General features: G+C 64.5%; 22 protein-coding genes. 11 read left to right on the top strand and 11 right to left on the bottom strand.

Annotation, left to right across the window (positions count from 1 at the left end):
* Window positions 1-297: 297 nt before the first annotated feature.
* A complete protein-coding gene (locus tag SO139_RS12070) occupies window positions 298-1245 on the top strand; it encodes a helix-turn-helix domain-containing protein (protein WP_498540082.1) in 948 nt (315 codons plus the stop codon).
* Between the two features lie 19 nt (window positions 1246-1264).
* On the opposite strand, the gene SO139_RS12075 is transcribed toward SO139_RS12070, so the two are convergent.
* From SO139_RS12075 to SO139_RS12090, 4 genes are read right to left on the bottom strand one after another with little or no spacing between them, the layout of a single operon-like run.
* On the bottom strand, window positions 1265-1861 hold the full coding sequence (locus SO139_RS12075) for a TIGR00645 family protein (protein ID WP_449378880.1): 597 nt from the start codon (window positions 1859-1861) through the stop codon (window positions 1265-1267).
* Between the two features lie 40 nt (window positions 1862-1901).
* Window positions 1902-2546, bottom strand: coding sequence for a YjbE family putative metal transport protein (locus SO139_RS12080; RefSeq protein WP_449378881.1), 645 nt, complete (start codon window positions 2544-2546; stop codon window positions 1902-1904).
* Window positions 2543-2905 (bottom strand): hypothetical protein, encoded by a 363-nt coding sequence (locus tag SO139_RS12085; protein WP_449378882.1) that lies wholly within the window; start codon window positions 2903-2905, stop codon window positions 2543-2545. Before SO139_RS12085 ends, SO139_RS12080 begins: the two co-directional genes overlap by 4 nt.
* A 2-nt stretch (window positions 2906-2907) precedes the next feature.
* Window positions 2908-3381, bottom strand: coding sequence for a TerB family tellurite resistance protein (locus SO139_RS12090; RefSeq protein WP_498540083.1), 474 nt, complete (start codon window positions 3379-3381; stop codon window positions 2908-2910).
* A gap of 364 nt (window positions 3382-3745) precedes the next feature.
* On the opposite strand from SO139_RS12090, the gene SO139_RS12095 reads away from it, so the two are divergent.
* Window positions 3746-4120: a winged helix-turn-helix domain-containing protein gene (locus SO139_RS12095; RefSeq protein ID WP_449378884.1), complete on the top strand. Its 375-nt coding sequence runs from the start codon at window positions 3746-3748 to the stop codon at window positions 4118-4120.
* 582 nt (window positions 4121-4702) lie between these two features.
* Here SO139_RS12095 and SO139_RS12100 read toward each other — a convergent pair.
* Both SO139_RS12100 and SO139_RS12105 read right to left on the bottom strand, forming a co-directional pair.
* Window positions 4703-6610 carry an AI-2E family transporter gene (locus SO139_RS12100; RefSeq protein ID WP_449378885.1) on the bottom strand — a complete coding sequence of 636 codons (1908 nt, stop codon included), beginning with the start codon at window positions 6608-6610 and terminating at the stop codon, window positions 4703-4705.
* Window positions 6611-6906: 296 nt separating this feature from the next.
* Complete coding sequence (locus tag SO139_RS12105; protein WP_449378886.1) at window positions 6907-7284, bottom strand: hypothetical protein; 378 nt, start codon at window positions 7282-7284, stop codon at window positions 6907-6909.
* Between the two features lie 181 nt (window positions 7285-7465).
* Here SO139_RS12105 and SO139_RS12110 point away from each other — a divergent pair, with 181 nt between their 5' ends.
* The gene (locus tag SO139_RS12110) at window positions 7466-8875 is read left to right on the top strand and encodes an aldehyde dehydrogenase family protein (RefSeq protein WP_449378887.1); all 1410 of its coding nucleotides are present in this window, start codon (window positions 7466-7468) and stop codon (window positions 8873-8875) included.
* Between the two features lie 64 nt (window positions 8876-8939).
* Window positions 8940-9500, top strand: a complete 561-nt coding sequence (locus tag SO139_RS12115; RefSeq protein ID WP_449378888.1) for a DUF2478 domain-containing protein — start codon at window positions 8940-8942, stop codon at window positions 9498-9500.
* A gap of 21 nt (window positions 9501-9521) precedes the next feature.
* Here SO139_RS12115 and SO139_RS12120 read toward each other — a convergent pair whose 3' ends face one another.
* Window positions 9522-10250 carry a helix-turn-helix domain-containing protein gene (locus SO139_RS12120; protein ID WP_449378889.1) on the bottom strand — a complete coding sequence of 243 codons (729 nt, stop codon included), beginning with the start codon at window positions 10248-10250 and terminating at the stop codon, window positions 9522-9524.
* Between the two features lie 406 nt (window positions 10251-10656).
* On the opposite strand from SO139_RS12120, the gene SO139_RS12125 reads away from it, so the two are divergent.
* The 5 genes from SO139_RS12125 to SO139_RS12145 all read left to right on the top strand — a co-directional run bounded on the left by SO139_RS12125 (window position 10657) and on the right by SO139_RS12145 (window position 16700).
* Window positions 10657-11877: an amino acid ABC transporter substrate-binding protein gene (locus SO139_RS12125; RefSeq protein ID WP_449378890.1), complete on the top strand. Its 1221-nt coding sequence runs from the start codon at window positions 10657-10659 to the stop codon at window positions 11875-11877.
* Between the two features lie 66 nt (window positions 11878-11943).
* Window positions 11944-12819 carry a branched-chain amino acid ABC transporter permease gene (locus SO139_RS12130; RefSeq protein ID WP_449378891.1) on the top strand — a complete coding sequence of 292 codons (876 nt, stop codon included), beginning with the start codon at window positions 11944-11946 and terminating at the stop codon, window positions 12817-12819.
* On the top strand, window positions 12816-14501 hold the full coding sequence (locus SO139_RS12135; protein WP_498540084.1) for a branched-chain amino acid ABC transporter ATP-binding protein/permease: 1686 nt from the start codon (window positions 12816-12818) through the stop codon (window positions 14499-14501). Before SO139_RS12130 ends, SO139_RS12135 begins: the two co-directional genes overlap by 4 nt.
* Window positions 14494-15222: an ABC transporter ATP-binding protein gene (locus SO139_RS12140; RefSeq protein WP_449378893.1), complete on the top strand. Its 729-nt coding sequence runs from the start codon at window positions 14494-14496 to the stop codon at window positions 15220-15222. Before SO139_RS12135 ends, SO139_RS12140 begins: the two co-directional genes overlap by 8 nt.
* 26 nt (window positions 15223-15248) lie before the next feature.
* Window positions 15249-16700: an aldehyde dehydrogenase gene (locus tag SO139_RS12145; RefSeq protein ID WP_449378894.1), complete on the top strand. Its 1452-nt coding sequence runs from the start codon at window positions 15249-15251 to the stop codon at window positions 16698-16700.
* A gap of 44 nt (window positions 16701-16744) precedes the next feature.
* Here the strand turns inward: SO139_RS12145 and SO139_RS12150 are convergent, their stop codons facing one another.
* Window positions 16745-17299, bottom strand: coding sequence for a hypothetical protein (locus tag SO139_RS12150; RefSeq protein WP_449378895.1), 555 nt, complete (start codon window positions 17297-17299; stop codon window positions 16745-16747).
* Window positions 17300-17423: 124 nt separating this feature from the next.
* Here SO139_RS12150 and SO139_RS12155 point away from each other — a divergent pair, with 124 nt between their 5' ends.
* Entirely contained in the window at window positions 17424-18365 is a 942-nt protein-coding gene (locus SO139_RS12155) for a LysR substrate-binding domain-containing protein (RefSeq protein ID WP_449378896.1), read from the top strand.
* 70 nt (window positions 18366-18435) lie between these two features.
* On the opposite strand, the gene gor is transcribed toward SO139_RS12155, so the two are convergent.
* The 3 genes from gor to rpiA are packed head-to-tail and all read right to left on the bottom strand — an operon-like array spanning window position 18436 to window position 21122.
* Window positions 18436-19824, bottom strand: a complete 1389-nt coding sequence (gor, locus tag SO139_RS12160; RefSeq protein ID WP_498540085.1) for a glutathione-disulfide reductase — start codon at window positions 19822-19824, stop codon at window positions 18436-18438.
* Between the two features lie 33 nt (window positions 19825-19857).
* Window positions 19858-20406, bottom strand: coding sequence for a DUF2059 domain-containing protein (locus SO139_RS12165; RefSeq protein ID WP_449378898.1), 549 nt, complete (start codon window positions 20404-20406; stop codon window positions 19858-19860).
* A gap of 2 nt (window positions 20407-20408) precedes the next feature.
* Window positions 20409-21122, bottom strand: coding sequence for a ribose-5-phosphate isomerase RpiA (rpiA, locus tag SO139_RS12170; protein ID WP_449378899.1), 714 nt, complete (start codon window positions 21120-21122; stop codon window positions 20409-20411).
* A 192-nt stretch (window positions 21123-21314) separates the two neighbouring features.
* Here rpiA and gph point away from each other — a divergent pair, with 192 nt between their 5' ends.
* Complete coding sequence (gph, locus tag SO139_RS12175) at window positions 21315-22010, top strand: phosphoglycolate phosphatase (RefSeq protein ID WP_449378905.1); 696 nt, start codon at window positions 21315-21317, stop codon at window positions 22008-22010.
* Window positions 22011-22103 lie beyond the last annotated feature (93 nt).

Raw genomic sequence — 22103 nt, forward strand, 5'->3', positions numbered from 1 at the left:
TATCTATGGTTCATGGGACGGCATTGCCGGAAGGTATTTTAATGCCGCCCCTGTGAGGAAACGCCTCGAACCGCAGCTGCCCTCAGCGGCTGCCTCAAACACCAAAAAGACTGCTCAGTCGTTCGCCCCTGCACGGTCGAGCGCATTGAACCATCCATGAAGCGCTTGCCGCGTCACGCGCTTTGCTCAATCCGGCGCGCGGGAGTTCCATCGCCTTCATCCGCGCGCCGGTCCCATCCGATGCCCGAGACAAGGAGGACCACGGCTCTTGGACGACGCTCGAGTTGAGAAACGAAGATGCCCGTCAGTTGGCTGAAGCCGTCGCGAAACCTGATCATCGAGCACTTCACCGATTTCGATCAGTTCCGTCCCACCGAGGTGCTCGGCGGCGGCACCAGCATTCCGCTCGAACCGCGACACTTCTCGGTGTTCCGCGCCAGCCTGCCACTCCCAGACAGCCTCATGGTCATGCAGCGCTCCTTCGCGCGTCATCTGGAGGCGGACATCGGCATCGATCGCGGCGTCGGCCTCATCGTACCGCTCGCCGCGCATTCCGTCGTAAATGGCCGCGAGATCGACAACTCCATGATTGGCCTCGTGCGCGGCAAGGTCCCGATGCGCGCCATCGAGCGCTACGCCAACACCTATCTGATGCTGCGCTTCAACTCCGACATGCGCCATCGCGGTTGGGCCGATTTCAACGCCGGGCTCGAGTTCTACCGGCTTGCCGACGAGCCGAGGCAGTGCTTGCGGGCTGCGATCCTCGACATGTTCTGCCTGGCGTCGGGCTGCAACGATCCCGGACAATTCGAGGCCATCAACCGTCCGATCCAGGAAACGCTGCTGGGCGCGCTCGACGCCGCGTTCGTTGCCGACGCCGCGTCGCGCGCGCGCCCCGGATCGTTCGACAGGCATCGCCGGCTGATCGCGCAGCTCGACGAGCAGGTCATGCTGCTCGGGAGCGTACCGCTCTACAGCGACGATCTCGCAACCGCCCTGAATGTCTCCGTGCGGACGCTCCAGGCCGCCGCACAAACCGTCCACGGCATGAGCCTGCATCATTATCTGCGGGCGAAGCGGCTATGGACCGTCCGCAAGCAGCTCGTGAGCGGAAGCACAGGTCTCACCGTCAAGGCCGCAGCGCTGGCCAATGGCTTCTGGCACATGGGCGATTTCGCCAAAAGCTACAAGTCGGCCTTCGACGAGACGCCCTCGGAGACGCTGGCGCGGGCGCGCCACATCTGAGCAAGGCGAAAGCGCGGGCTCAATGGCCGACAGCCTTCGCGTGATCGGCCGCCCTGCGATGTGCGGCCTCGCTCAGGCGATCGACCCAGGCGATCCCGATCGCGGAGACGATGAAGGTGATGTGGATGATGACTTGCCACATCACGCCGCTCTCGGTGAAATTGCTGCGCGCGGTGCCGAGATTGCCCGCCTCGATGAAGGTCCTGAGCAGCGAGATCGAGGAGATGCCGACGATCGCCATCGCAAGTTTGATCTTGAGCACGCTGGCGTTGACGTGGCTCAGCCATTCCGGCTCGTCAGGGTGGCCGCGCAGGTTGAGACGCGAGACGAAAGTCTCGTAACCGCCGACGATTACCATCACGAGCAGATTGGAGATCATGACGACGTCGATCAGCCCGAGCACGGTCAGCATGATCTGCTGCTCGTTGACGTCGAACCAGTGCGCGGCGAGATGCCAGAGCTCCTTGAGGAACAGCAGGACATAGACGGCCTGCGCGACGATGAGGCCGACATAGAGCGGCAATTGCAGCCAGCGCGAGCCGAAGATCAGGCGCGGGACCAGGCCGAGCTGCGGGGACGCAGCGCGGCTCGAAGGTGCTTGGGATTCAGACGTCATGGATCACTCCGGAATGCGGACGAAGTCAGAAAGGCTGGGATCAGAGGCTGGCGATGACGGGCGCGAGCTCAAGCGAGCCGCGCCAGATCATCTCGAAGGCGACATAGACGATGATGGCGAGACCGACATAGGCGATCCAGCGCTGCTTCTGGAGCACGCGGCCGAGCAGATCGGCGGCAACGCCCATCAGCGCGACCGACAGCAACAGGCCGAAGGCCAGGATGAACGGATGCTCGCGTGCGGCGCCCGCGACAGCCAGCACGTTATCGAGCGACATCGAGACGTCGGCGGCGACGATCTGGATCGCGGCCTGCCGAAACGTCTTGCGCGGCGCCGGCGCGCCGGCCGAACTGCCTGCTCCGGCGTGGCCGAAGACCAGTTCGCCATGGCCTGCAGCCTGCTGGCGCAATTCGCGCCACATCTTCCAGCAGACCCACAGCAGCAGCACACCGCCGGCCAGCAGCAGGCCGAGCACCTGGAGAAGCTGCGTTGCAACGCCGGCGAAGACGATGCGCAGCACGGTCGCAGCCGCGATGCCGACGATGATGGCGCGGCGGCGCTGGCCGGCGGGCAGGCCCGCCGCGGCAAGCCCGATGACAACGGCATTGTCGCCGGCGAGCACGAGGTCGATCAGCACGACTTGAAACAGTGCCGTCAGCGCGTCGGGGGTGATGAATTCGCTCATGTCCGATCATTCGGACGCGAGGCGGCATCGAGCCAGTGCGGCTTGCGGCGCTCGATCCAGTCCAGGACCTTCGAGCGCTGCGCGCGGAGGCCAGGCACGTCCTCGGCAAGCAGTGCGAGGCCCAGCGGCAGCATCCAGATGCCGAGCACCGGCAGGAACGACAGCACGCCGCCGGCGACGAGCAGCGCGCCGGCAGGCATCCTCACCCAGCGGCTTGAAGGTCGCAGCAGATAGGTGACGGTGCCGGCCACGCGCGGCGGCAGGCGACTGATGAGCGCGTCAAGGCGCGGATCGCCACCGGCCGCCTCGCCGGTGGCGCGCTGGCGCGATCTTGCGTGATCGTCGATGCCTGCGCTCATGCTCACGCTCCGCATGCGGGGCGGCCCTCGCTGCGCGCTGCGACCGGGGCGACCGGCTTCGATCGCGGCAGCACCAGCGTGAGCAGGCGGAGCAGCTTGATCGCCTGCACCTCATGAGGATGCACATCCTCGTCCGCCGCGGCGACGCGCTCGGAGATGTCGACCAGATGCGCGGCCAGCGGCAGGTCCGAGACCGGGCGCAGCGTGTCGATGACGACATTGGCAAAATCTGGCTGCTCGAGCCGCTCGGCAAGCTCGTCGAACATCGCGGCCAGCCGTGCTTCGGAGATGTGCGGGGCGAGCCCGCGCTCCCGGATGAAGCGCGTCACCTCCTCGCGCTCGACTGCAGCGACACGGCGGTCGGCGACGGCCACCAGCGCGCCAGCAATCACGAGCGCGGCGGCTGCCTGCTCGTGCAGACTGGACGGTTCGGTGATCTCGCCCCGGATGGGGCTCAAAGGTTCTGCGTCAGGCATCATAGCTCCTCAAGCTTACGGTTGTGACCGCACGCGGGAAGCGACGAGGATGGCTGGTCGATGAGAGCAGGTGCGCTGGGCCCAACGATCGTCCAATCCAAGCGCATTCGCGCGCGGGACAGGTCATCCGACATCACGAGGTTGGCCGAGGGGATCGGCGGCCTCGTCAGAGGGGCCCGGATTCTGTTGAAGCGAGAGATAAAGTTCGTCCCTGCCAAATCAAGCCGGCCGAGCTGCGACCAGCAGCCGCGGGAACGCAACGTGCCGTTCATAAAATCGCCATCAAGGGATATCCCGCCCGTTTACCTTGTTCGGTGGCCTGCCCGGTGGCAATCTCGCAAACTGAGACCGAAGAGAGCCAGTCATGTCGCGCGCAGGCGCAAAATCGCTTCCCCAATTGAGCGTCCGGATCGATCTGGATGCCGAGGACCGGATCGGGCCCGGCAAGATCCAGCTCCTTGAGAACATAAGGGAGCACGGCTCGATCTCGGCCGCGGGCCGTGCCATGGACATGTCCTACAAGCGCGCCTGGGATCTCGTCGATGAGATCAACCGCATCTGCGGACACGCCGCGGTCGAGCCCCAGACCGGCGGCAAGAACGGCGGCGGCGCGATGCTGACCCCGTTCGGCGCCGCGCTCGTCGCGCGCTACCGCAAGATCGAGCGCGACGCAGCGCGCGCCGTGCGCAAGGAGCTGATGGCGCTGAAGACGGACATCAAGCGCTCACGGAAGGCGTGAGCGGTCCGAACGGCTTTGGAGGTGCACTCAGGAAGGCTTAGATGTCCGCTTCTGCCGGAAATGCGGGCGGCCTAGCCACCCCGTCTCACACTGTCGAGAAATTGTTCGCGTTCGCCAGGCGCGTAACCCTGGGAAGCTCCCGGATACGGTCCATCGTAATCATTGTACGGCGCCGCCCGGTAGTGGATCGGCGGCGCATCTGGCGCGTAGGCAAAGCCCGAAGCGGGATCCGAGGCGATCGTGCCCTGATCGGGACGAGCAATAGCGTGCCGCTGGTGCGCGCGATGTACCGTAGCCGCGCTCGCAGAACCACACAGGATGATCAAAAGGCTCAAGGCCAAGATAGAACGCATCGCTTTTTCTCCAAACGACCGCCATGGCTGCTTAGGTAAGGCTCGCGTCGCACCGTCCCAACAAATAGCGACTTCACGAATAGTCACATCGGCGGCATCAAGGGTGCTGGGCCTCTCGCGGCATGGCCATCCTACGACGACTACGGCCGCTGCCTCGTCGAAGTACGGACGCGGGGGGCATAGTGGGATTGCTTACACTGAGCCCTTCCCCTGCTGGGGCGGACTTGAATTAGGTAGCAGTAATATCTTTGCCAACGGCCATAAGACCGTCCTGCTTGACGGCCCCTTGAGCTATTGCTTCCAACGTGACGCCAAATGACCCTGCACAAACCGTCGCGCCGACTGCACCCACCGTCGGCGCGGCTGCACCGGTTCCAAACAGGGCGAGCAGAATGCGGGCGTCGGCGTTCTTCTTGTTGAGCCTGCGAACGACATCTTGAATCTTGGCGGTGGACGGCTGGCCGACGTAGCAGAGGCAAGCAAGCGAGGTGTCCGCCATATCGAGCGAAAAGAATTTCGCCGTTGATAGCGCGTCCGCCTCTTCCGCCATCGCCTCGATACCACGGTGCCGCAGCAAATAGGACAACACCAGCGCCGTCGCTTCGTCGAGCTTTCCGGAGCCTGGAATGCAGAGCACCGAACGCGGCGATCTGTTTTCCTCCTCAATCAACTTGCGTTGCGTCCTTGCTTGCTCGATCGCGATCGCGGCACCGGGGCTCGAGCTCATGTCCTGAGCCGGCGAGTCCAAATCGTGGTGCGCTTCCAGGTCGGCCACCAGTTCGTCGACTGTTGAAGCAATACGATTTAACCGTTCTTCGTCGAGATGGCCTAATCGGCGGTCGGCTTCTGCGAGCCTCAATCCCTCAAGCAGGATCGTGTCACAGTATTCCTCAAGCGACGCCCGTTTGAGGAACTCATGCGCTTGTTCCGCCGCTTCAAGGGGATCCCCCGCCAGCATCCGTTGATAGGCCAGCTGAGGCGGGCTCAGAGGAGGTCGGTCGCCCAACATGATCTCGAGGAATTTGAGCCGCTCGACATGTCGTCCCGCGACAACGAGACAGATCGTCAGAGGCGTCGCCATGACCAGTCCGACTGGGCCCCAAAGCCACGTCCAGAATGACGCAGACAGGATGATTGCGACAGGAGACAGGCCGGAACTATGGCCATAGATCAATGGTTCGAGGACCTGTCCTGCGAGCAGTTCCAGGATCACAAACAATAGAGCTGTCAGCACCAACATTTGCCAGCCCGAACCAACGGCAGCAGCGAGAATGAGCGGAAAAATGGCTGAGATCAGCGCACCAATGTAGGGAACGAACCGCAGGATCATCGCTAACAGGCCCCACAACGGAGCGGAGGGCACGCCAATCAATTCGAGACCTAAGCCGATTGCCAGACCGAACACTGCGTTGAAGATAATCTGGGTCAGGAAGAGTTTGCTCAGGCGCTTGCCCGCGTCATCAAGGGCTGCCGTCGTGCGCTGAATGTCGCCCGAGCCGGCAAGACGGACCAGGCGATTCCTCAGATCCTCGCGTTGCAGCAGGATGAAGGTCACGAAAATGACGACGATTCCCGTCGTCGTGAGCGGCGAAAGCAAAGGCTCGATAATTTTGGCGAGCGTTGTGAGAGCACCTGGGTCGGGCTGCTTGACTTCAACGGGTATCGGAAGCGTTCTGTCTGTTGCTTGTCTCGCGAGCCCATTGTCCGGCCTGCCAGTGGTCGCATCACCACGTTGCAACTCTGTCCCCAGTTCCTTGAGAACGGTGGAGGCCTGTTCCAACGTTCCGGAACCACCCATCAACCCGCGAAGGCTCTCGATCTTGTCACTCAGAGTTTGCTGATATCCGGGCAGCCTGGCGGCCAGGCGCGTTGCCTGCGAGACCATAAGCCCGCCTAAACTGAATATGATCGCAAATCCGAAGAAGACGACTATGAGTACAGAAGCCGTGCGCGGAACTCGCCATGAATATAGACGGATGACGAAGGGCGCGAGAACGAAGCTCAAGAGAACGGCCAGAGCGACCGGAACGAAAACTTCCCGGCCAAAATAGAGCGCAGCAATAATCAGTGCTGCAACGGCCATATTTGTCAGCGCACTTCCCCGCCGCTGCGTTATTTGCTTGGGCTTCTCCTGCAACTGCGTGGCCCTCGCTCTTAGCCGAGCGACGGTCGCTGCGGCTTCGATGAAACCTCACGAACCCAAACCCAGTGCCGCTCCAGCTGGAGTTGGGTTCTGCAATGCGAATGGACGATTGCCGGTCGTGCGCTACCCTTTTGGCGCCCCATAATTCTACGCCTCTTTTCCACCTCGGGTAAGAACAAAGTAAGAGGGTGCCCGCCATCTCAGCGAATCCCTGCTGCTCGGCTCACGCGTGAGCACGTCGATCTCGACGGATTGATGGATCTGCGGCGCAGGGTCTATGCGCACACGGCCTAGTTCGGCCGCACCGTCATCTCCGGTGCCGGCTGGACCAGCGCCTCGCTCAGGAGGCTCTGCTCCGCCTTCGGAATCGAGAAGCGAACCTTGAAGCCATCTTCCGTTTCCAGCGTGATGATGCGCTGGGTCACGTCCGTCGATTGCTCGACCACCCAGGACGCCAGCGGATAGGCGTAGCGCAGGCTCTGGTCGCCATAGCGGGCTTTCAGCGCGGCTTCGAGCAGGCCCGGCAGCGTCATGATCAGGGCGCCGACCTGATTGAGGGAGACGTGAACCGCGCCCGAATTTCCCGATGCATCCTCAAAACGCAGCGAGATGGCGCCCCCATCGGCGGCGACCTCGCAGGTCGTGAGCGACTTGACGCTAATTTCCATCACAGGCTCCGAGGCACTTGTCGTTATATTCGACACGATATATCGTTGCTCTACCCGACGTCTAGCCCGGTTTTGATCGCTTTTCCCAATCGGGTGATTGGCGAAAACTCGGCCATCGTGATATATAATGGGATATAGCGAGGCCGATAACGGCCCGTTTTGACAGGGAGCGAACAAGCCAATGAGCGACTACAATCTTCTCATCGACGGCAAGATGGTGCCCGGCGACCTGACCATGCCCGTGCTCAATCCCGCGACCGAGGACGTGCTGGCGCAGTGCCCGCGCGCCTCGAAGAGCCAGCTCGACGCCGCCGTGGCCGCGGCGAAAGCCGCCTTCCCGGCCTGGGCTGCGACGCCGATCGAGGAGCGACGCAAGCTCGTGATCAAGATGGCCGACGTGATCGAGGCCAATTCCGGTGAGCTCGCGCGCCTGCTCACCTCCGAACAGGGCAAGCCGCTCACGGATGCCACCGGCGAAGTCCTCGGAATGGCAGCCTTCTTCCGCTATCTCGGCTCGCTCGAACTGTCGATGCGGGTGATCGAGAATTCCGGCGACCGCAAGGTCGAAGCGTATCGCCGGCCGCTCGGCGTTGTCGGCGCTATCATTCCCTGGAACTATCCGCTGCTGATCCTCAGCTTCAAGCTGCCGTCAGCGCTGCTCGCCGGCAATACGCTGGTGGTCAAGCCCGCGCCGACCACGCCGCTCGCAACGCTGCGCTTTGCCGAGCTCGTCAAGGACGTACTGCCGAAAGGTGTGCTCAACATCATCACCGACGCCAACGATCTCGGCGGCGAGATGACCAAGCATCCAGACATCCGCAAGATCTCCTTCACCGGCTCCTCGGCGACCGGCCAGAAGGTGATGGCAAGCGCAGCGCAGACGCTCAAGCGTATTACGCTCGAACTCGGCGGCAACGATGCCGGCATCGTGCTCGACGACGTCGATCCGAAGAAGGTCGCGCCGGGAATCTTCGAAGGTGCATTCCAGAATTCCGGTCAGGTTTGCCTTGCGATCAAGCGACTGTACGTTCACGAGTCCGTCTATGACGAGCTCTGCAACGAGCTGGTCGCGATCGCCAAGAGCACCGTGGTCGATGACGGATCGAAGCAAGGCACCAAGCTCGGGCCGCTGCAGAACAAGATGCAGTACGAGAAGGTAAAGGCGTTCCTCGAGGACGCGCGCAAGAACGGCAACGTCATTGCCGGCGGCGCGGCGATGGACCGTCCCGGCTATTTCATCGAGCCGACCATCGTGCGCGACATCCAGGAGGGCTCGAAACTGGTCGACGAGGAGCAATTCGGCCCCGTGCTGCCGGTGATCAAATATTCCGACAAGGATGACGTGATCCGTCGCGCCAATGCCACGACCTACGGTCTCGGCGCCTCGGTATGGTCGTCCGATGTCAAGCGCGCCCACGAGGTCGCGAGCCAGCTCGAGTCCGGCACGGTGTGGATCAACAAGCATCTCGACATGGCCCCGCACATCCCGTTCGGCGGCGCCAAGCAATCGGGCATCGGCACCGAGTTCGCCGAGGAAGGCCTCGCCGAGTTCACCCAGCTTCAGATCATCAACGGGCCGCCTGCGGCCTGACCAACACGCGGGGTCGCGGCGCACGCCGCGGCCCCGCTCATTCTCGGGAAAGCGGAGGCGGACGATGTTCGATGCACAATGCGATCTTGCCGCCCTGGTCTATGCGCCAAATCAGGATCCCGACACCATCTTGCGCGGCTTCGCGGCCGACCTGAATGCACGCGGCATCCGCGTCGTAGGCATGGTGCAAGCAGGCCATTGCGCCGACGCCAGCCTGTCGGCGCTGATTCTCCACAGCGGCGAGAAACTACTCCTGGCGCAGGACCTCGATCCCGCCGCGAGCGGTTGCCGGCTCGATCTCGCGCGGCTCCAGAATGCCGGCGAACGGATCGCCGAGGCGTTGGAGAATGGCGCCGACCTCGTGATCATCAACCGCTTCGGCAAACGGGAGCGCAATGGCAAGGGGCTGGCCTATCTGATCGAGCAGGCGCTCGATGCCGATATCCCCGTGGTGATCGCGGTGGCGCGCGATCACTTCGCCGACTGGATCAAGTTCGCCGGAGGGATGAGCGTCAAGCTCAGCTGCGACCACCAGGCGCTCGATGCGTGGTGGCGAGCCGTCTCGGCGCGTGGTGCGGACCTGATCCCCGATCAGCATCTCACGGTTTGCGAAGTTCTGAAGTAAACGATCTGCGCCTTGCCGTCCTCACGGCCAGTCGGCGAAATTCAGCGTCGGCTTCGACCGTCCCATCGCGCCACGGGCGCCGGCGCGCCGCCGCCAGGTACCGGGGGCTTCGCCGGCGTGCTTGCTGAAGAAGCGGCTGAAATAGGCCGTGTCCTTGAAACCGAGCGCGAACGCGATCTGTTTCACGGTCGCGGCGCTCGCTTCCAATCGTGTGGCCGCTTCCCTGACGACACGCTGCTGGATCAGGGCGCTCGGTGACCGTTTCAGCTCCCGGCTGCACAGGGCATGCAGGCGGTCCGGCGTCACGCCGAGCAGGCTGGCGTAATCGGCGACCCGGAGTTGCTGATGGTATCGCTCCTCGAGCAGACTGCGGAAGCGGCTCAGGATCTCCGCGCTGCTGCCTTCCTCTTCCAGATCACTGTCGCTGGCAAAAAGACGCCAGAAGCGCAATGCAATCAGCGTCAGTTCGGCGGACATGATCGACGCGGCGCCGCTACGCGCCGGTGTCGCGATCTCGGTCGCAATCGCGGCAATCGAGCGCGACACGGTGGTGACGAGGCCGGGATCGACCGGAAGCGCCATGATCCCGTCGGCGCGATCGAGAGCCAGATAGGCCGCCTCGGCCGACGGCGGAAGGTAGCGATGCCACGCGCCCGATTTCAGACGGAGCAGCTCTGCGGTCGTGCCCGCCGCCACGTCCAGATAGTTGGCGCATCCCGCCGGCAGCCAGGCGATGGCGGGGCCGGGCAATGCGATTCTCTCACCCTCGCGACGGAGGTCCGCGACGCCACCGCCGTGCAAACAGAGCAGGTGAATGAAGGGCCGCGCCGCCCTGGAATCGAGCGACCAGCGCCGCGGCTCATAGTGCGACACGATGACCTCGGCGCCGATCGCAGCTGGTCCACTGGGCGGGGCGACAATGGGAACGCGCACGGCGTCCGCGACAGCTCGACGCACTTGGCCGGCGTGACCAGAAACGTGCAATCTTTCGCCGGATCTGTCCATTGAAGGACAAAAGCCGAAGGTGCTTGCTGGGTCAAGTCCCGGCCACGGCACCTCCAGAAGCTGCCGAGCAGAAAATCCGGGATGGAGAGGAAACGACGCACATTCATCCCTGCGAGCGATCGCATGGGAGAAACATGGAGGGAGACTCGACATGTTCTTAACGAACCGTCGAACGATGCTGCGCATCACCAGCCTGACCGCGATGGCCGCAGCGCTCTGGACCTTGACGTCCGCCGCCGAGGCGCAAGACAAAATCCGCATCGGCTACGCGATTTCCAAGACCGGCCCCTATGCCGGCGGCGCGAGCATCACCACGCTGCCCAACTACGAATTGTGGGTGAAGGACGTGAACGCGGCCGGCGGCATCAAGCTTGGCGACAAGCGACTGCCCGTCGAGGTCGTCGAATACGACGATCGCTCGAGCTCGGAGGAAGCGGTGAAGGCGATCGAGCGCCTCGCCAATCAGGACAAGGTCGACTTCATTCTGCCGCCCTGGGGAACGGGCCTCAATCTCGCGGTCGGCCCGACCCTGAACAGGCTCGGTTACCCTCACCTCGCCGTCACCTCGGTCACCGACAAGGCGCCGGAGCTCGCCAAGCGCTGGTCGAACGCGACCTTCTGGCTCGGCACGTCCGCGCAGATCTCGGAGGCGCTTGCCGAATTGCTGGGCAAGCTGAAGAGTGAAGGCAAGATCGGCGGGAATGTCGCGATGGTCAGCGTCGCTGATCAGTTCGGCATCGAGCTTGCCGCCGCCGGCCGGGAGGCCTTCAAGAAGCACGGCTTCACGCTCGCTTACGACAAGACCTATCCGCTGGGGTCGCAAGATCTCCAGCCACTGCTCAATGACGCGATCGCGGCCAAGCCCGATGCGTTCATCGCCTTCAGCTATCCTCCCGATACCATCGCGCTGACCGAGCAGGCGCAACTGCTGAAGTTCAACCCAAAGATCTTCTATGTTGGCGTCGGCACCGCCTTTCCGCTTTACAAGGGCAAGTTTGCCGCCAACAGCGACGGCGTGATGGGGATCGGCGGCTGGAACGCGGACTCGCCACAACTGAAGGACTATCTCGCGCGCCACAAGACGGCCACTGGAAAGGAGCCGGATCGCTGGGCCAGCCCGATTACCTATGCAAGCCTCCAAGTGCTCCAGCAGGCGATCGAAAAGCTCGGCAAGGTGGATCGGGCCGCGGTCGCGGCGGAAATCCGCTCCGGCACGTTCGACACCATCATCGGTAAGGTCAAGCTGAAGGATGGACTGCTTCAGGAAGTCTGGAGCGTCGGTCAGTGGCAGAACGGCGAATTCTACGGGCTTGCACCAACCTCGCTGCCGGGCGCGCGCGCACCCGTGGTGCCGAAGCCGCAGTGGCAGTGACGCCAACCCGGCAGGCAGGTCTCGCCGTGAGACCCGCCCGCCGGAGCGCCAACAGGACACCACTTCATGCTGCTGTTCGATATCGTCCTGCCCGGCCTTGTGCTTGGGGGCATGTATGCCCTCATCGCACTGGGCCTGACGCTGCAATACGGTGTGGCGCGCGTCATGAATCTCTCCTATGGCGAGTCGCTCATCGCGGCCGCGTTCGGTGCGCTGTCTCTCTACACCGGTCTCGGATTGAGCCCGCTGGCGGCGCTGCTGCTCGCCGTGCCCTGCGCGATGGCGTTGAACTGGCTGCTCTACCGCTTCCTGCTCGAAAAGCTGATGCGACGCGGCAAGGACAGAGGCGCGCAGGAGGTCGATAGCATCCTTGTGACGTTCGGCGTGCTGTTCGCCATCCAGGGCATCATGCTCGTCGCATTCGGCGGCCAGTATTACAGCTACAGCTATCTCTCCATTCCGGTCGTCGTGCTCGGCACGACGCTTGCCGTCAACAGGCTCGTCGCGCTGCTGTTTGCCGCCGTGATTGGCATCGCCGTCTATCTGGCGCTGACGCGCACACGCGTCGGCACCGCCGTACGCGCCATCGCAGTCGACGGCAACGCAGCGCGGCTGGTCGGCATCGACGTGCCGGCGCTGTCGGGCCTTGCCTTTGCCTTCGGTGGCGGCCTGGTGGCGGTCGGCGGCGTGCTGGTCAGCATGTTCCTCACCTTCAATGCCTCGATGGGCGTGGTCTTCACCATGAAGGCGCTCGTCGTCGTAATCATGGGTGGCGTCGGCAACGTGATGGGCGCGCTCGTGGCTGGGCTGATGCTCGGCGTCGTCGAAACCGCAGTCGCACGTCTGCTCGACCCCGGCCTGACGCTTGCCGCCACCTATGCGCTGTTTCTCGCGGTTCTGCTCATCCGACCGACCGGCCTGTTCGGAAGGGCCACCTCGTGATCGCAAGCCCCACCAAAACGCTGGCATGGTGCGCAGGCATCGCTCTCGCCACGGCCATCGTCGTCTACCCGCTCTACGCCAACGGCTACTATCTCGCGCTCGGCATCAGCATCCTCTATTTCACGATCCTTGCGACCGCCTGGGCGATGTTCTCAGGCCCGACCAGATACATCTCGCTTGCGACCGTCGCTTTCTTCGGCATCGGCGCCTACACCGCGGCGGTGCTGGGCGAGACCTGGCCCTGGCCGGCCGTGTTGCTGGCGGCGGCAGCGCTCGGCGCGCTCGTTGCCGCCATCACCGGTCTCTCCACGCTGCGATTGTCCGGCATCTACTTCGTGATCTTTTCCTTCGGACTCGCGGAGCTCATCCGGCAGCTCGTGATCTGGTACGAAGTCAACGTACATAGATCGGTCGGCCGCTACCTCTTCAGCGCCGTGACCCAGGACGTTCTCTACTGGCAGCTTCTCGGCCTCGCCGCCATCGTCTTCCTGACCGGTTTTTTTCTCGGCCGCTCCCGCTACGGCCTTGCGCTGCGCGCGATCGGTGCCGACGAAACCGCCGCCAGTCATTCCGGGATCGACGCCACCCGCATCAAGCTCGCGGTGTTTATGCTGAGCGCCGTCTTCATGTCGGTAACCGGCGCAGTGATGGCGCCGCGCTGGACCTATATCGATCCGTCGATCGCCTTCAATCCGATGATCTCGTTCCAGGTCGTCATCATGGCGCTCTTGGGCGGCGCCGGCTCGCTATTTGGCCCAGTGCTTGGTGTCATTCCCCTCGTCCTTCTGTTCGAAGTCCTCACGGCGACGCTGCCGAACCACTTCAGCATCGTGCTCGGCGCGATCTTCGTGATCATCGTCCTGCTGCTGCCGAAGGGTGTGATCGGGCTGATCGAGCCGCGGCGGCGAAATGAACTGGCGGACAGTGCCATACCTGCGGGAGGCAGCGAGCAAAGCGGACCGCTGCTTCTGGTCGACGGCGTCGGCAAGTCGTTCGGCGGCCTGCGCGCGGTCGATCGGGTCAGCTTCGAGGTCGCACGCGGACAGATCATCGGGATCATCGGTCCCAACGGCTCGGGCAAGACGACTCTCCTGAACATGCTCTCCGGCGCGCTGGTGCCGTCGTCGGGCGCGATCCGGTTCAACGGCGCTGATATCGGCGGGCTTCGACCGCACCGGATCGCCCGGCTCGGGCTTGCCCGCACCTTCCAGCTCGTGCGCGTGATGTCGGACCTGACCGTCGCAGAGAACGTTGCCGCCGCAGCCTATTTCAGCGGAGGATCGGCAGCACCGAACCGCGGCGGGGAAACCAGCGGCGAGCTGCTCGATCTCGTCGGCCTCGGCACCATGCTTGATACCCCCGCCGGCGAGCTGACCTATATCGACCAGAAGCGCCTGGAGCTTGCGCGCGCGCTCGCGCTTGCGCCGCAACTTGTGCTGCTCGACGAATGGCTCGCCGGCCTCAATCCGAACGAGCTCGAGACCGGGATCGCCTTGATCGCCAGGCTGCGCGACCGCGGCATGACCATCATCATGGTCGAGCATGTCATGGATGCGATCCGCGCGCTGTGCGGGCATTGCATCGTGATGAATGCGGGCAGCGTGATCGCGCACGGTGTCCCTGACACGGTCTTGTCCGACCCGACGGTCGTGGCCGCCTATCTGGGAGACGCTGATGCTTGAAGTCGCCGCGCTCTCCCACTTCTACGGCAAGCATCAGGCACTCGCCGACGTGACGCTCGATATTGCCCGCGGTGAGATCGTCGCGATCCTTGGCGCAAACGGCGCGGGCAAGTCGACGCTCCTCAAGAGCATCGCCGGCCTCATCGATCCCGCTCCCGGCGCAAGCATACGCTTCGACGGCGCGGACCTCATCGCGCTTCCGGTCCATCTGATCGTCGAACGCGGGATCGCGCTCGTGCCGGAAGGGCGCGGCGTGTTCGGCGACCTGACGGTTGCAGAGAACCTCCAGCTCGGCGCCTACCCCGCCCGCGCCCGCGCCGGAGAAGCGGAAAGGCTCGCGAAGATCCTGGCACTGTTTCCCCGCCTGACCGAGCGGATGGCGCAGACGGTACGGACCATGAGCGGCGGCGAGCAGCAGATGGTCGCGATCGGGCGCGCCCTGATGTCCAATCCACTTCTCCTGCTGCTCGACGAGCCATCGCTCGGCCTCTCGCCCTTGCTCAGCCGCGAGGTGTTTCGCGCGCTGGCGCAGATCCGCGACAGCGGCGTCAGCGTGCTGCTCGTGGAGCAGAACGCGCGCGCCAGTCTCGACATCGCCGACCGCGTCTATCTGATCGAACAGGGCCGCAACGCAGGCTCCGGAGTGGCCGGCGAGATGAAGAACAACCCCGACGTCCAGCGTGCCTATCTCGGCAAGGGGCGCGCACCTGCAACTGCCTAATCCCCCAGCAACCCATGGAGAGCCCCATGAACGCAATCGACCTTCTCATCGGCGGCAAAGATCAGTCGGCCAGCGACCAGCGGACATTCCAACGTCTCAATCCGATCAGCGGCGAGATCGCAACCATCGTGGCGGCGGCCTCGGTCGACGATGCGATGCGCGCCGCCGATGCGGCTGCAGCCGCGTTCCCCGCGTGGTCGCAGCTCGGGCCCTCCGAACGCCGCAAGCGCCTTAGCGCCGCGGCCGACATCCTCGCGCGACGTGCCCCCGAGTTCACCGCGCTGATGGTCGCCGAGACCGGCGCCACCGCAGGCTGGGCCGGCTTCAACGTGCATCTGGCGGAGGGCATGCTGCGCGAAGCCGCCGCGATGACGACGCAGATCTCCGGCGAGATCATCCCGACAGACAAGCCCGACAATCTGGCGATGGCCCATCGGCAACCGGTCGGCGTCGTGCTCGGGATCGCACCGTGGAACGCACCCGTGATTCTCGGCGTCCGCTCGGTTGCCATGCCGCTCGCCTGCGGCAACTCCGTGGTGATGAAGGCCTCGGAAATGAGCCCCGGCGTGCACCGGCTGATCGGAAGCTGTCTGGCCGAGGCGGGCCTCGGCGATGGCGTCGTCAACGTGGTGACCAATGCGCCGGAGGACGCGCAGGCCGTGGTCGAAGCCCTGATTGCGCACCCGGCGGTGCGGCGCGTGAACTTCACCGGTTCGACCCGGGTCGGCCGTCTGATCGCGCTCGCCTGCGCCAAGCATCTGAAGCGCGTGCTGCTCGAGCTCGGCGGCAAGGCCCCGCTCGTCATCCTCGACGATGCCGACCTTGATGCGGCGGTAAACGCAGCTGCGTTCGGGGCATTCATGAACCAGGGCCAGATCTGCATGTCGACCGAACGCATCGTCGTCGACGACAAGGTGGCCGACGCCTTCGTCGCCAAATTTGCAGCGAAGGCGAAGGGCCTGCCCTACGGCGATCCGCGCAAGGGCAATGTCGTTCTGGGCTCACTGGTGAGCCAAGCCGCCTGCGACCGCGTCGGCGGCCTGATCGACGATGCCCTCGCCAAGGGCGCTGCGATCGCGGCGGGCGGCCGCGGCAACGGCGCCATCATGCCCGCGACGATCGTGGATCACGTCACGCCGGCGATGCGCATCTATGGCGAGGAAAGCTTCGGCCCCGTCGTCACGGTCGTCCGGGTCAGCGGCATCGACGAGGCCGTGCGCATCGCCAACGACACGGAGTATGGGTTGTCCTCCGCGGTATTCGGCCGCGACATCGCACGCGCGCTCGACGTTGCCAAGCGCATCGAGGCCGGCATCTGCCACGTCAATGCACCGACCGTGCACGACGAGCCGCAGATGCCGTTCGGCGGCACCAAGGCCTCGGGCTATGGCCGTTTCGGCGGCAAGGCCGCGATCGACGAGTTCACGGAGTTGCGCTGGATCACGGTGCAGACCGGGCCGCGGCATTATCCGTTCTGAGATCGGCCGAGCCGGCGCGCCAAACGCCAATGGCGCGCCGCAAGCTACTCGTCCCTGAGCGCGGCGAGCACCTGTTCGCCGAGCTCGGTCAGGCGGTAGGTCACCAGCGGACGGCTCGACGGCGGCTTGCGCGCGAGTTCGACGACGTAGCCGCGCACCATCAACGCTTCGAAGCTTCCATAATAGCCATGCATGCTGATCTCGCTCTGCCGCTGCGCCCTGAACTCGCGTAGCGCGCGGATCTCGTTGCCCGACAACAGCGACCTGCGGACGCGCTGTACCAGCCTCGCCTTCTGCTGGAGCCAAGTCTCATCGGGCAACACGCGCGACGGCTCGACCATCTCGTCGCAGGGCTCAGTCTCCGGGACCGCTTCCGCTGGCTCCATTGCCCCTGTGCCGACCGATTGCTTGACGAGATCGAGCGCCGCGATCGGCCACCGGCGGCTCCTATCCACCATGACCGGCGGCGGCACGACATTGTCGCGCACCAGTTGTTCGAAACGGCCGGCGGTGACGCCGACATAGGCAGCCGCGCGGCGCCGATCGATCAAACCATGCGGCTCCGCCGCCTCCAGCGCGCACGCGCTCTTCCCGTCCACCGCCCAGTCCCCCTCTTCGCCCGCCCCTGGCGGCCGCGGCGGAAACTAGGCCTAAGGGCTGCTCTCGAAAAGAAGAGAATTTCGTACGCCTTGCTGCCGAATCGGCAACGGCTATAGTCGAGCGATGCGATTTCATGCCCCCGCCCTCTATTACTTTCACGCCGTGCGCCGGACCGGCTCGATCCGGGCTGCCGCGCGGACCCTCAACGTCGCCTCGTCGGCGGTCAGCCGACAGGTCCTCAAGCTTGAAGAGGAGATCGGCGCGCCCCTGTTCGAGCGGACGGCGCGCGGCCTGACGCTGACCACGGTCGGCGAGATGCTGGCGCGGCACGTCATGACCGTGCTCCAGGACCACGACCGCTTCCGCTCCGACGTCCAATCGCTGTCCGGCACCTGGCGTGGCTCGGTGAGCATCGCCTGCATCGAGTCGCTCGCGGAATCGCTTCTGCCCGACCTGATCGCCTCGCATCGCAGCCGCGCCCGCCGCGTTACCTTCACCACGCAGGTGATGGGATCAGCCGACGTGCTGGACGCACTGAGCCGCGGCGAAGCCGACATCGGCATCGCCATGGCGCTGCGTCATCCCCAGGATCTGCGCCAGGTCGCGCTGAAGCGCTTCCGGCTAGGGGCGATCGTCGCGGCTGATCATCCACTGGCGCGGCGCCGGACCGTGACGTTGGCGCAATGCCTCGCCTTTCCGATCATCCACGCGCTTCCGGAGCTGTCGATCTATCACCTGTTGCAACCGCTCATCGCGCAGCTTGCCGAGACGCCCGAGCCCGCCGTGCAGGCCAATTCGATCGACCTGATGCGCGAATTGGCGGCACGCGGCGTCGGCGTTGCGATCCAGACCCAGATCGGCGTCGGTCGCCTCGCGAAGAGCGGACAGCTCAAATTCCTGCCGCTGGACAACGCCGGCAGTCCGGTGTGGTCCGACCTCGGCGTCTATGTCCGCGCCGAACGGGTGCTGCCCGCCTATACGGAGTCGCTTCTCCAGGAACTGGTGCGCGAACTCGGCGATCGCGAACGGCAGGAGAATGCCGATCACGGCAAGGTCGGCGCGTAACCGCACACGGCCCATTTGCGCCGAAAGACCCTCTGGATGAGGAGAGGATAAAGAGTCCGCTGCCCTCGAATTACTCTGCCGCTTGCCGCACGTGGCGCGCGGTTGGCGTGCGCATGGTGACGAGCTCTTCGGCCGCTGTCGGGTGCAGCGCGATGGTCGCGTCGAAATCGGCCTTGGTCGCCTTCATCTTCACGGCGATCGCGACCGCCTGGATGATCTCAGCCGCGGCATCGCCGACGATGTGGCAGCCGAGCACGCGGTCGGAGCTGCCGTCGACGATGAGCTTCATCAGCACGCGGGTGTCGCGGCCGGACATCGTAGCCTTGATCGGGCGGAATGTCGCCTTGTAGATGTCGACGTGGCTGAATTGCGCGCGCGCTTCGGTCTCGGTGAGGCCGACAGTGCCGACCTCCGGCTGCGAGAACACGGCGGTCGGGATGTTGGCGTGGTCGACCCGCACCTCGCGCTTGCCGAACACGGTGTCGGCAAAGGCGTGGCCCTCGCGGATCGCGACCGGCGTCAAATTGTGGCGATGGGTGACGTCTCCGATGGCGTAGATGCTGTCGACCGAGCTCTTCGAGAAACCGTCGACCGCGATACCGCCGTTCTTCGGATTGATGGCAACGCCAGCCTTCTCGAGGCCCAGATTGGCGACGGCGGGATGGCGGCCGATCGCAAACATCACCTGGTCGGAGGCAACGCTCGAGCCGTTCGACAGATGGGTGGTGAACTCGTCACCGTGACGATCGACCTTGCTCACCGTGCAGCCGGTGAGGATGGTGATGCCCTGCTTCTCCATCTCGCTGCGGACATGGGCGCGGACGTCGTCGTCGAAACCGCGCAAGATGTTGTCGCCGCGATAGATCACGGTGACGTCTGAGCCGTAGCCGGCGAAAATGCCGGCGAATTCCAGCGCGATATAGCCGCCGCCCTGGATCACGATCCGCTTCGGCAGCTTCTTGAGATGAAACGCCTCGTTGGAGGAGATGACATGCTCGATGCCGGGGATCGCCGCGCCATGGTTGGGCGCGCCGCCGGTGGCAATCAGGATGTATCTTGCCGTGATCGTCTTGTCGTTCTCGAGCAGGCGGATGGTGTGGGCATCCTCGATCACCGCGCGGCTCTTGACGATGCGCGCGCCCGACTTCTCGACATTCGTGGTGTAGGCCGCCTCGAGCCGCGCGATCTCCTTGTCCTTGTTGGCAATCAGCGTCGGCCAGTCGAAGCTTGCGGACGGGATCGTCCAGCCAAAGCCCGCGGCATCCTCGATCTCGTGGCGGACATGCGATCCGATCACGAACAGCTTTTTCGGCACACAGCCGCGGATCACGCAGGTACCGCCCATGCGGTACTCTTCCGCGATCATCACGCGTGCCCCGTGACCGGCCGCGATGCGAGCGGCGCGCACGCCGCCCGAACCACCACCGATGACAAAGAGGTCGACGTCGAATTCAGCCATTGTCCACTCCGACCTCCTTGCCTCTCGTCCTCGTCAGATGTCCTTGCCGCGCTTCTTCATCTCGGCGCGGAACGCGCCCGCGACGACCTCGGAGAAATTCTGCGCCCACGAATTCGTGAAGGCCATGCCCTGTTCGATCGCGCGCGGCTCGGCAGTAATCAGCTTCTGCCCCAGCGGAGACTTGTAGAACGTCACGAGATCCTTGAGCTCCTGCTCGGTGAACTGAGCAGCATAGGCCTGCGCCATGCCTTCGCCGATCTCCTTCTCGCGGCCCGTGAGCTGCTGCACCACGATCGGCGCCAGCTCGTTGAGGTCCTTCTGGTAGTTGAGGTTCTGCCCGATCAGCGCGCCCTTGACCTTCTCCACCATGCCGGGAACGGCGTTGGCATACAGCGCGTTCGCGTTCTTCATGGTCAGGATTTCCTTGGCGGCCGCGATCGCCGCGGGCGAGGCCTTGGGCGCTGCCGCCTGCTGTGCCGCCGCCGGGACGACGCCAAAAGCGAGTCCCAAGCCCGCCAGTCCCAAGCCTGCCAGTCCCAAGGCGAGTCCGGCCACGGGCAGCATCTTCAAAACGCTCTTCATTCCTAGTCTCCTTTCGGCTTTCGCCGTTCAATCACGCGGATTCCCTCGCCGCCCGCCAGAACGGCAGAGCCGGCCAAGCCGATGAACAGTCCATGCTCCACCACGCCGGGGATCGCGCTCAGCGCGACCGCGAGCCGTGCCGGATCCTCGATCCGTCCAAGATGGGCATCGAGGATCCAGTGGCCACCATCGGTGACGAAAACGTGGCCGTCCTTGGCCTTGCGGAGCGCCATTTGCCCGGAAACGCCGGATTGCGCAAACGCCTTCTCGATCGCCCGCCGTGTCGCGCCGAGCCCGAACGGAATGACCTCCACCGGTAGTGGGAAACGGCCGAGCGTCGGGACCCATTTGCTGTCGTCGGCGATCACGATCATGCGGTCTGAGGCGGCGGCGACGATCTTTTCGCGGAGCAGCGCGCCACCGCCGCCCTTGATCAGGTTGAGCTCGGGATCCACTTCGTCAGCACCGTCGACGGTGATGTCGAGATGGTCGATCTCGTCCAGCGTGGTCAGCGGCACGCCGCAACGGACCGCGTCGGCGCGCGTGGCTTCCGAAGTCGGCACGCCAATCACCTTGAGGCCGGCGCGCACGCGCTCGCCGAGCAGCTCGACGAAATGCTTGGCCGTCGATCCGGTGCCGAGACCGAGCTGCATGCCGTCGCGCACCTCCTCGAGGGCGCGTGCAGCCGCCTGTCGCTTCAACTGGTCCATGTCCACGTTCGGGCCTGCCCTTTGTGTGTGTCTTGAATGCCTCACTTGAGATCTCATTTGGGAGACCGCCGAAATAAGTCGCATTCGGCGGCCTATCTAGCCCCGTTTTGGCCCGGAGAACAGGCCTGCGGAAGGAAGTTATAAGCTGATCTTATGGCGGCTCCGCTTGCAGAAGCTTCACCTTGCCGGTAGCGCATGATCATGACCGCTCACACCATCGTCTTCGATCTCGACGGCACGCTAGTGGACACGGCGCCCGACCTGATCAGCGCGCTGAACCACGTGCTCGAGCGCGAGGGCCTGCCGCCGGTGCCGATGCAATCGGCCCGCAACATGATCGGCGCCGGCGCGCGCAAGCTGATCGAGCGGGGCCTGGAGGCCGAAGGCCGGATCGTCGGCGTCGCGGACATCAACCGATTGACGGCGGATTTCATCGCCTATTACGCCGACCATATCGCCGATGAATCGCGCCCGTTCGAGGGGCTGGAGGCCGCCCTCGATCACCTCGCGGAGCGTGGCCACAGGCTCGCGGTCTGCACCAACAAGCTTGAATGGCTCTCCAGGCGGCTGCTCGACGCGCTGGGCCTGAGCCAGCGCTTTGCCGCCATCTGCGGCGCCGACACCTTTGGGGTACAGAAGCCCGACCCGACCATCCTGCGCGAGACCGTTGCCCGCTCCGGCGGACAGCTCGCCGCCAGCATCATGGTCGGGGATGCCGGAACCGACGTGGGGGTCGCGCGGCGCGCCGGGGTTCCCGTCATCGGCGTAAGCTTCGGCTATACCGACGTGCCGATCGAGGAACTCAAGCCAGACCGCCTGATCCACCATATGCGCGACCTGCCGGCAGCGGCGACGAGTCTGATGGGGTGCCTGAAAATCGAGGCAAGCGCCTGATATCGCTACGAAACCCGCCGCATTAACCATCTACTAACTACGCGCCCTCGGCGCGTTGCGTGGGTAAACCGACGCACCTAAGGTCCGCCTGGG

It is taken from the genome of Bradyrhizobium sp. UFLA05-89, from assembly GCF_059803475.1.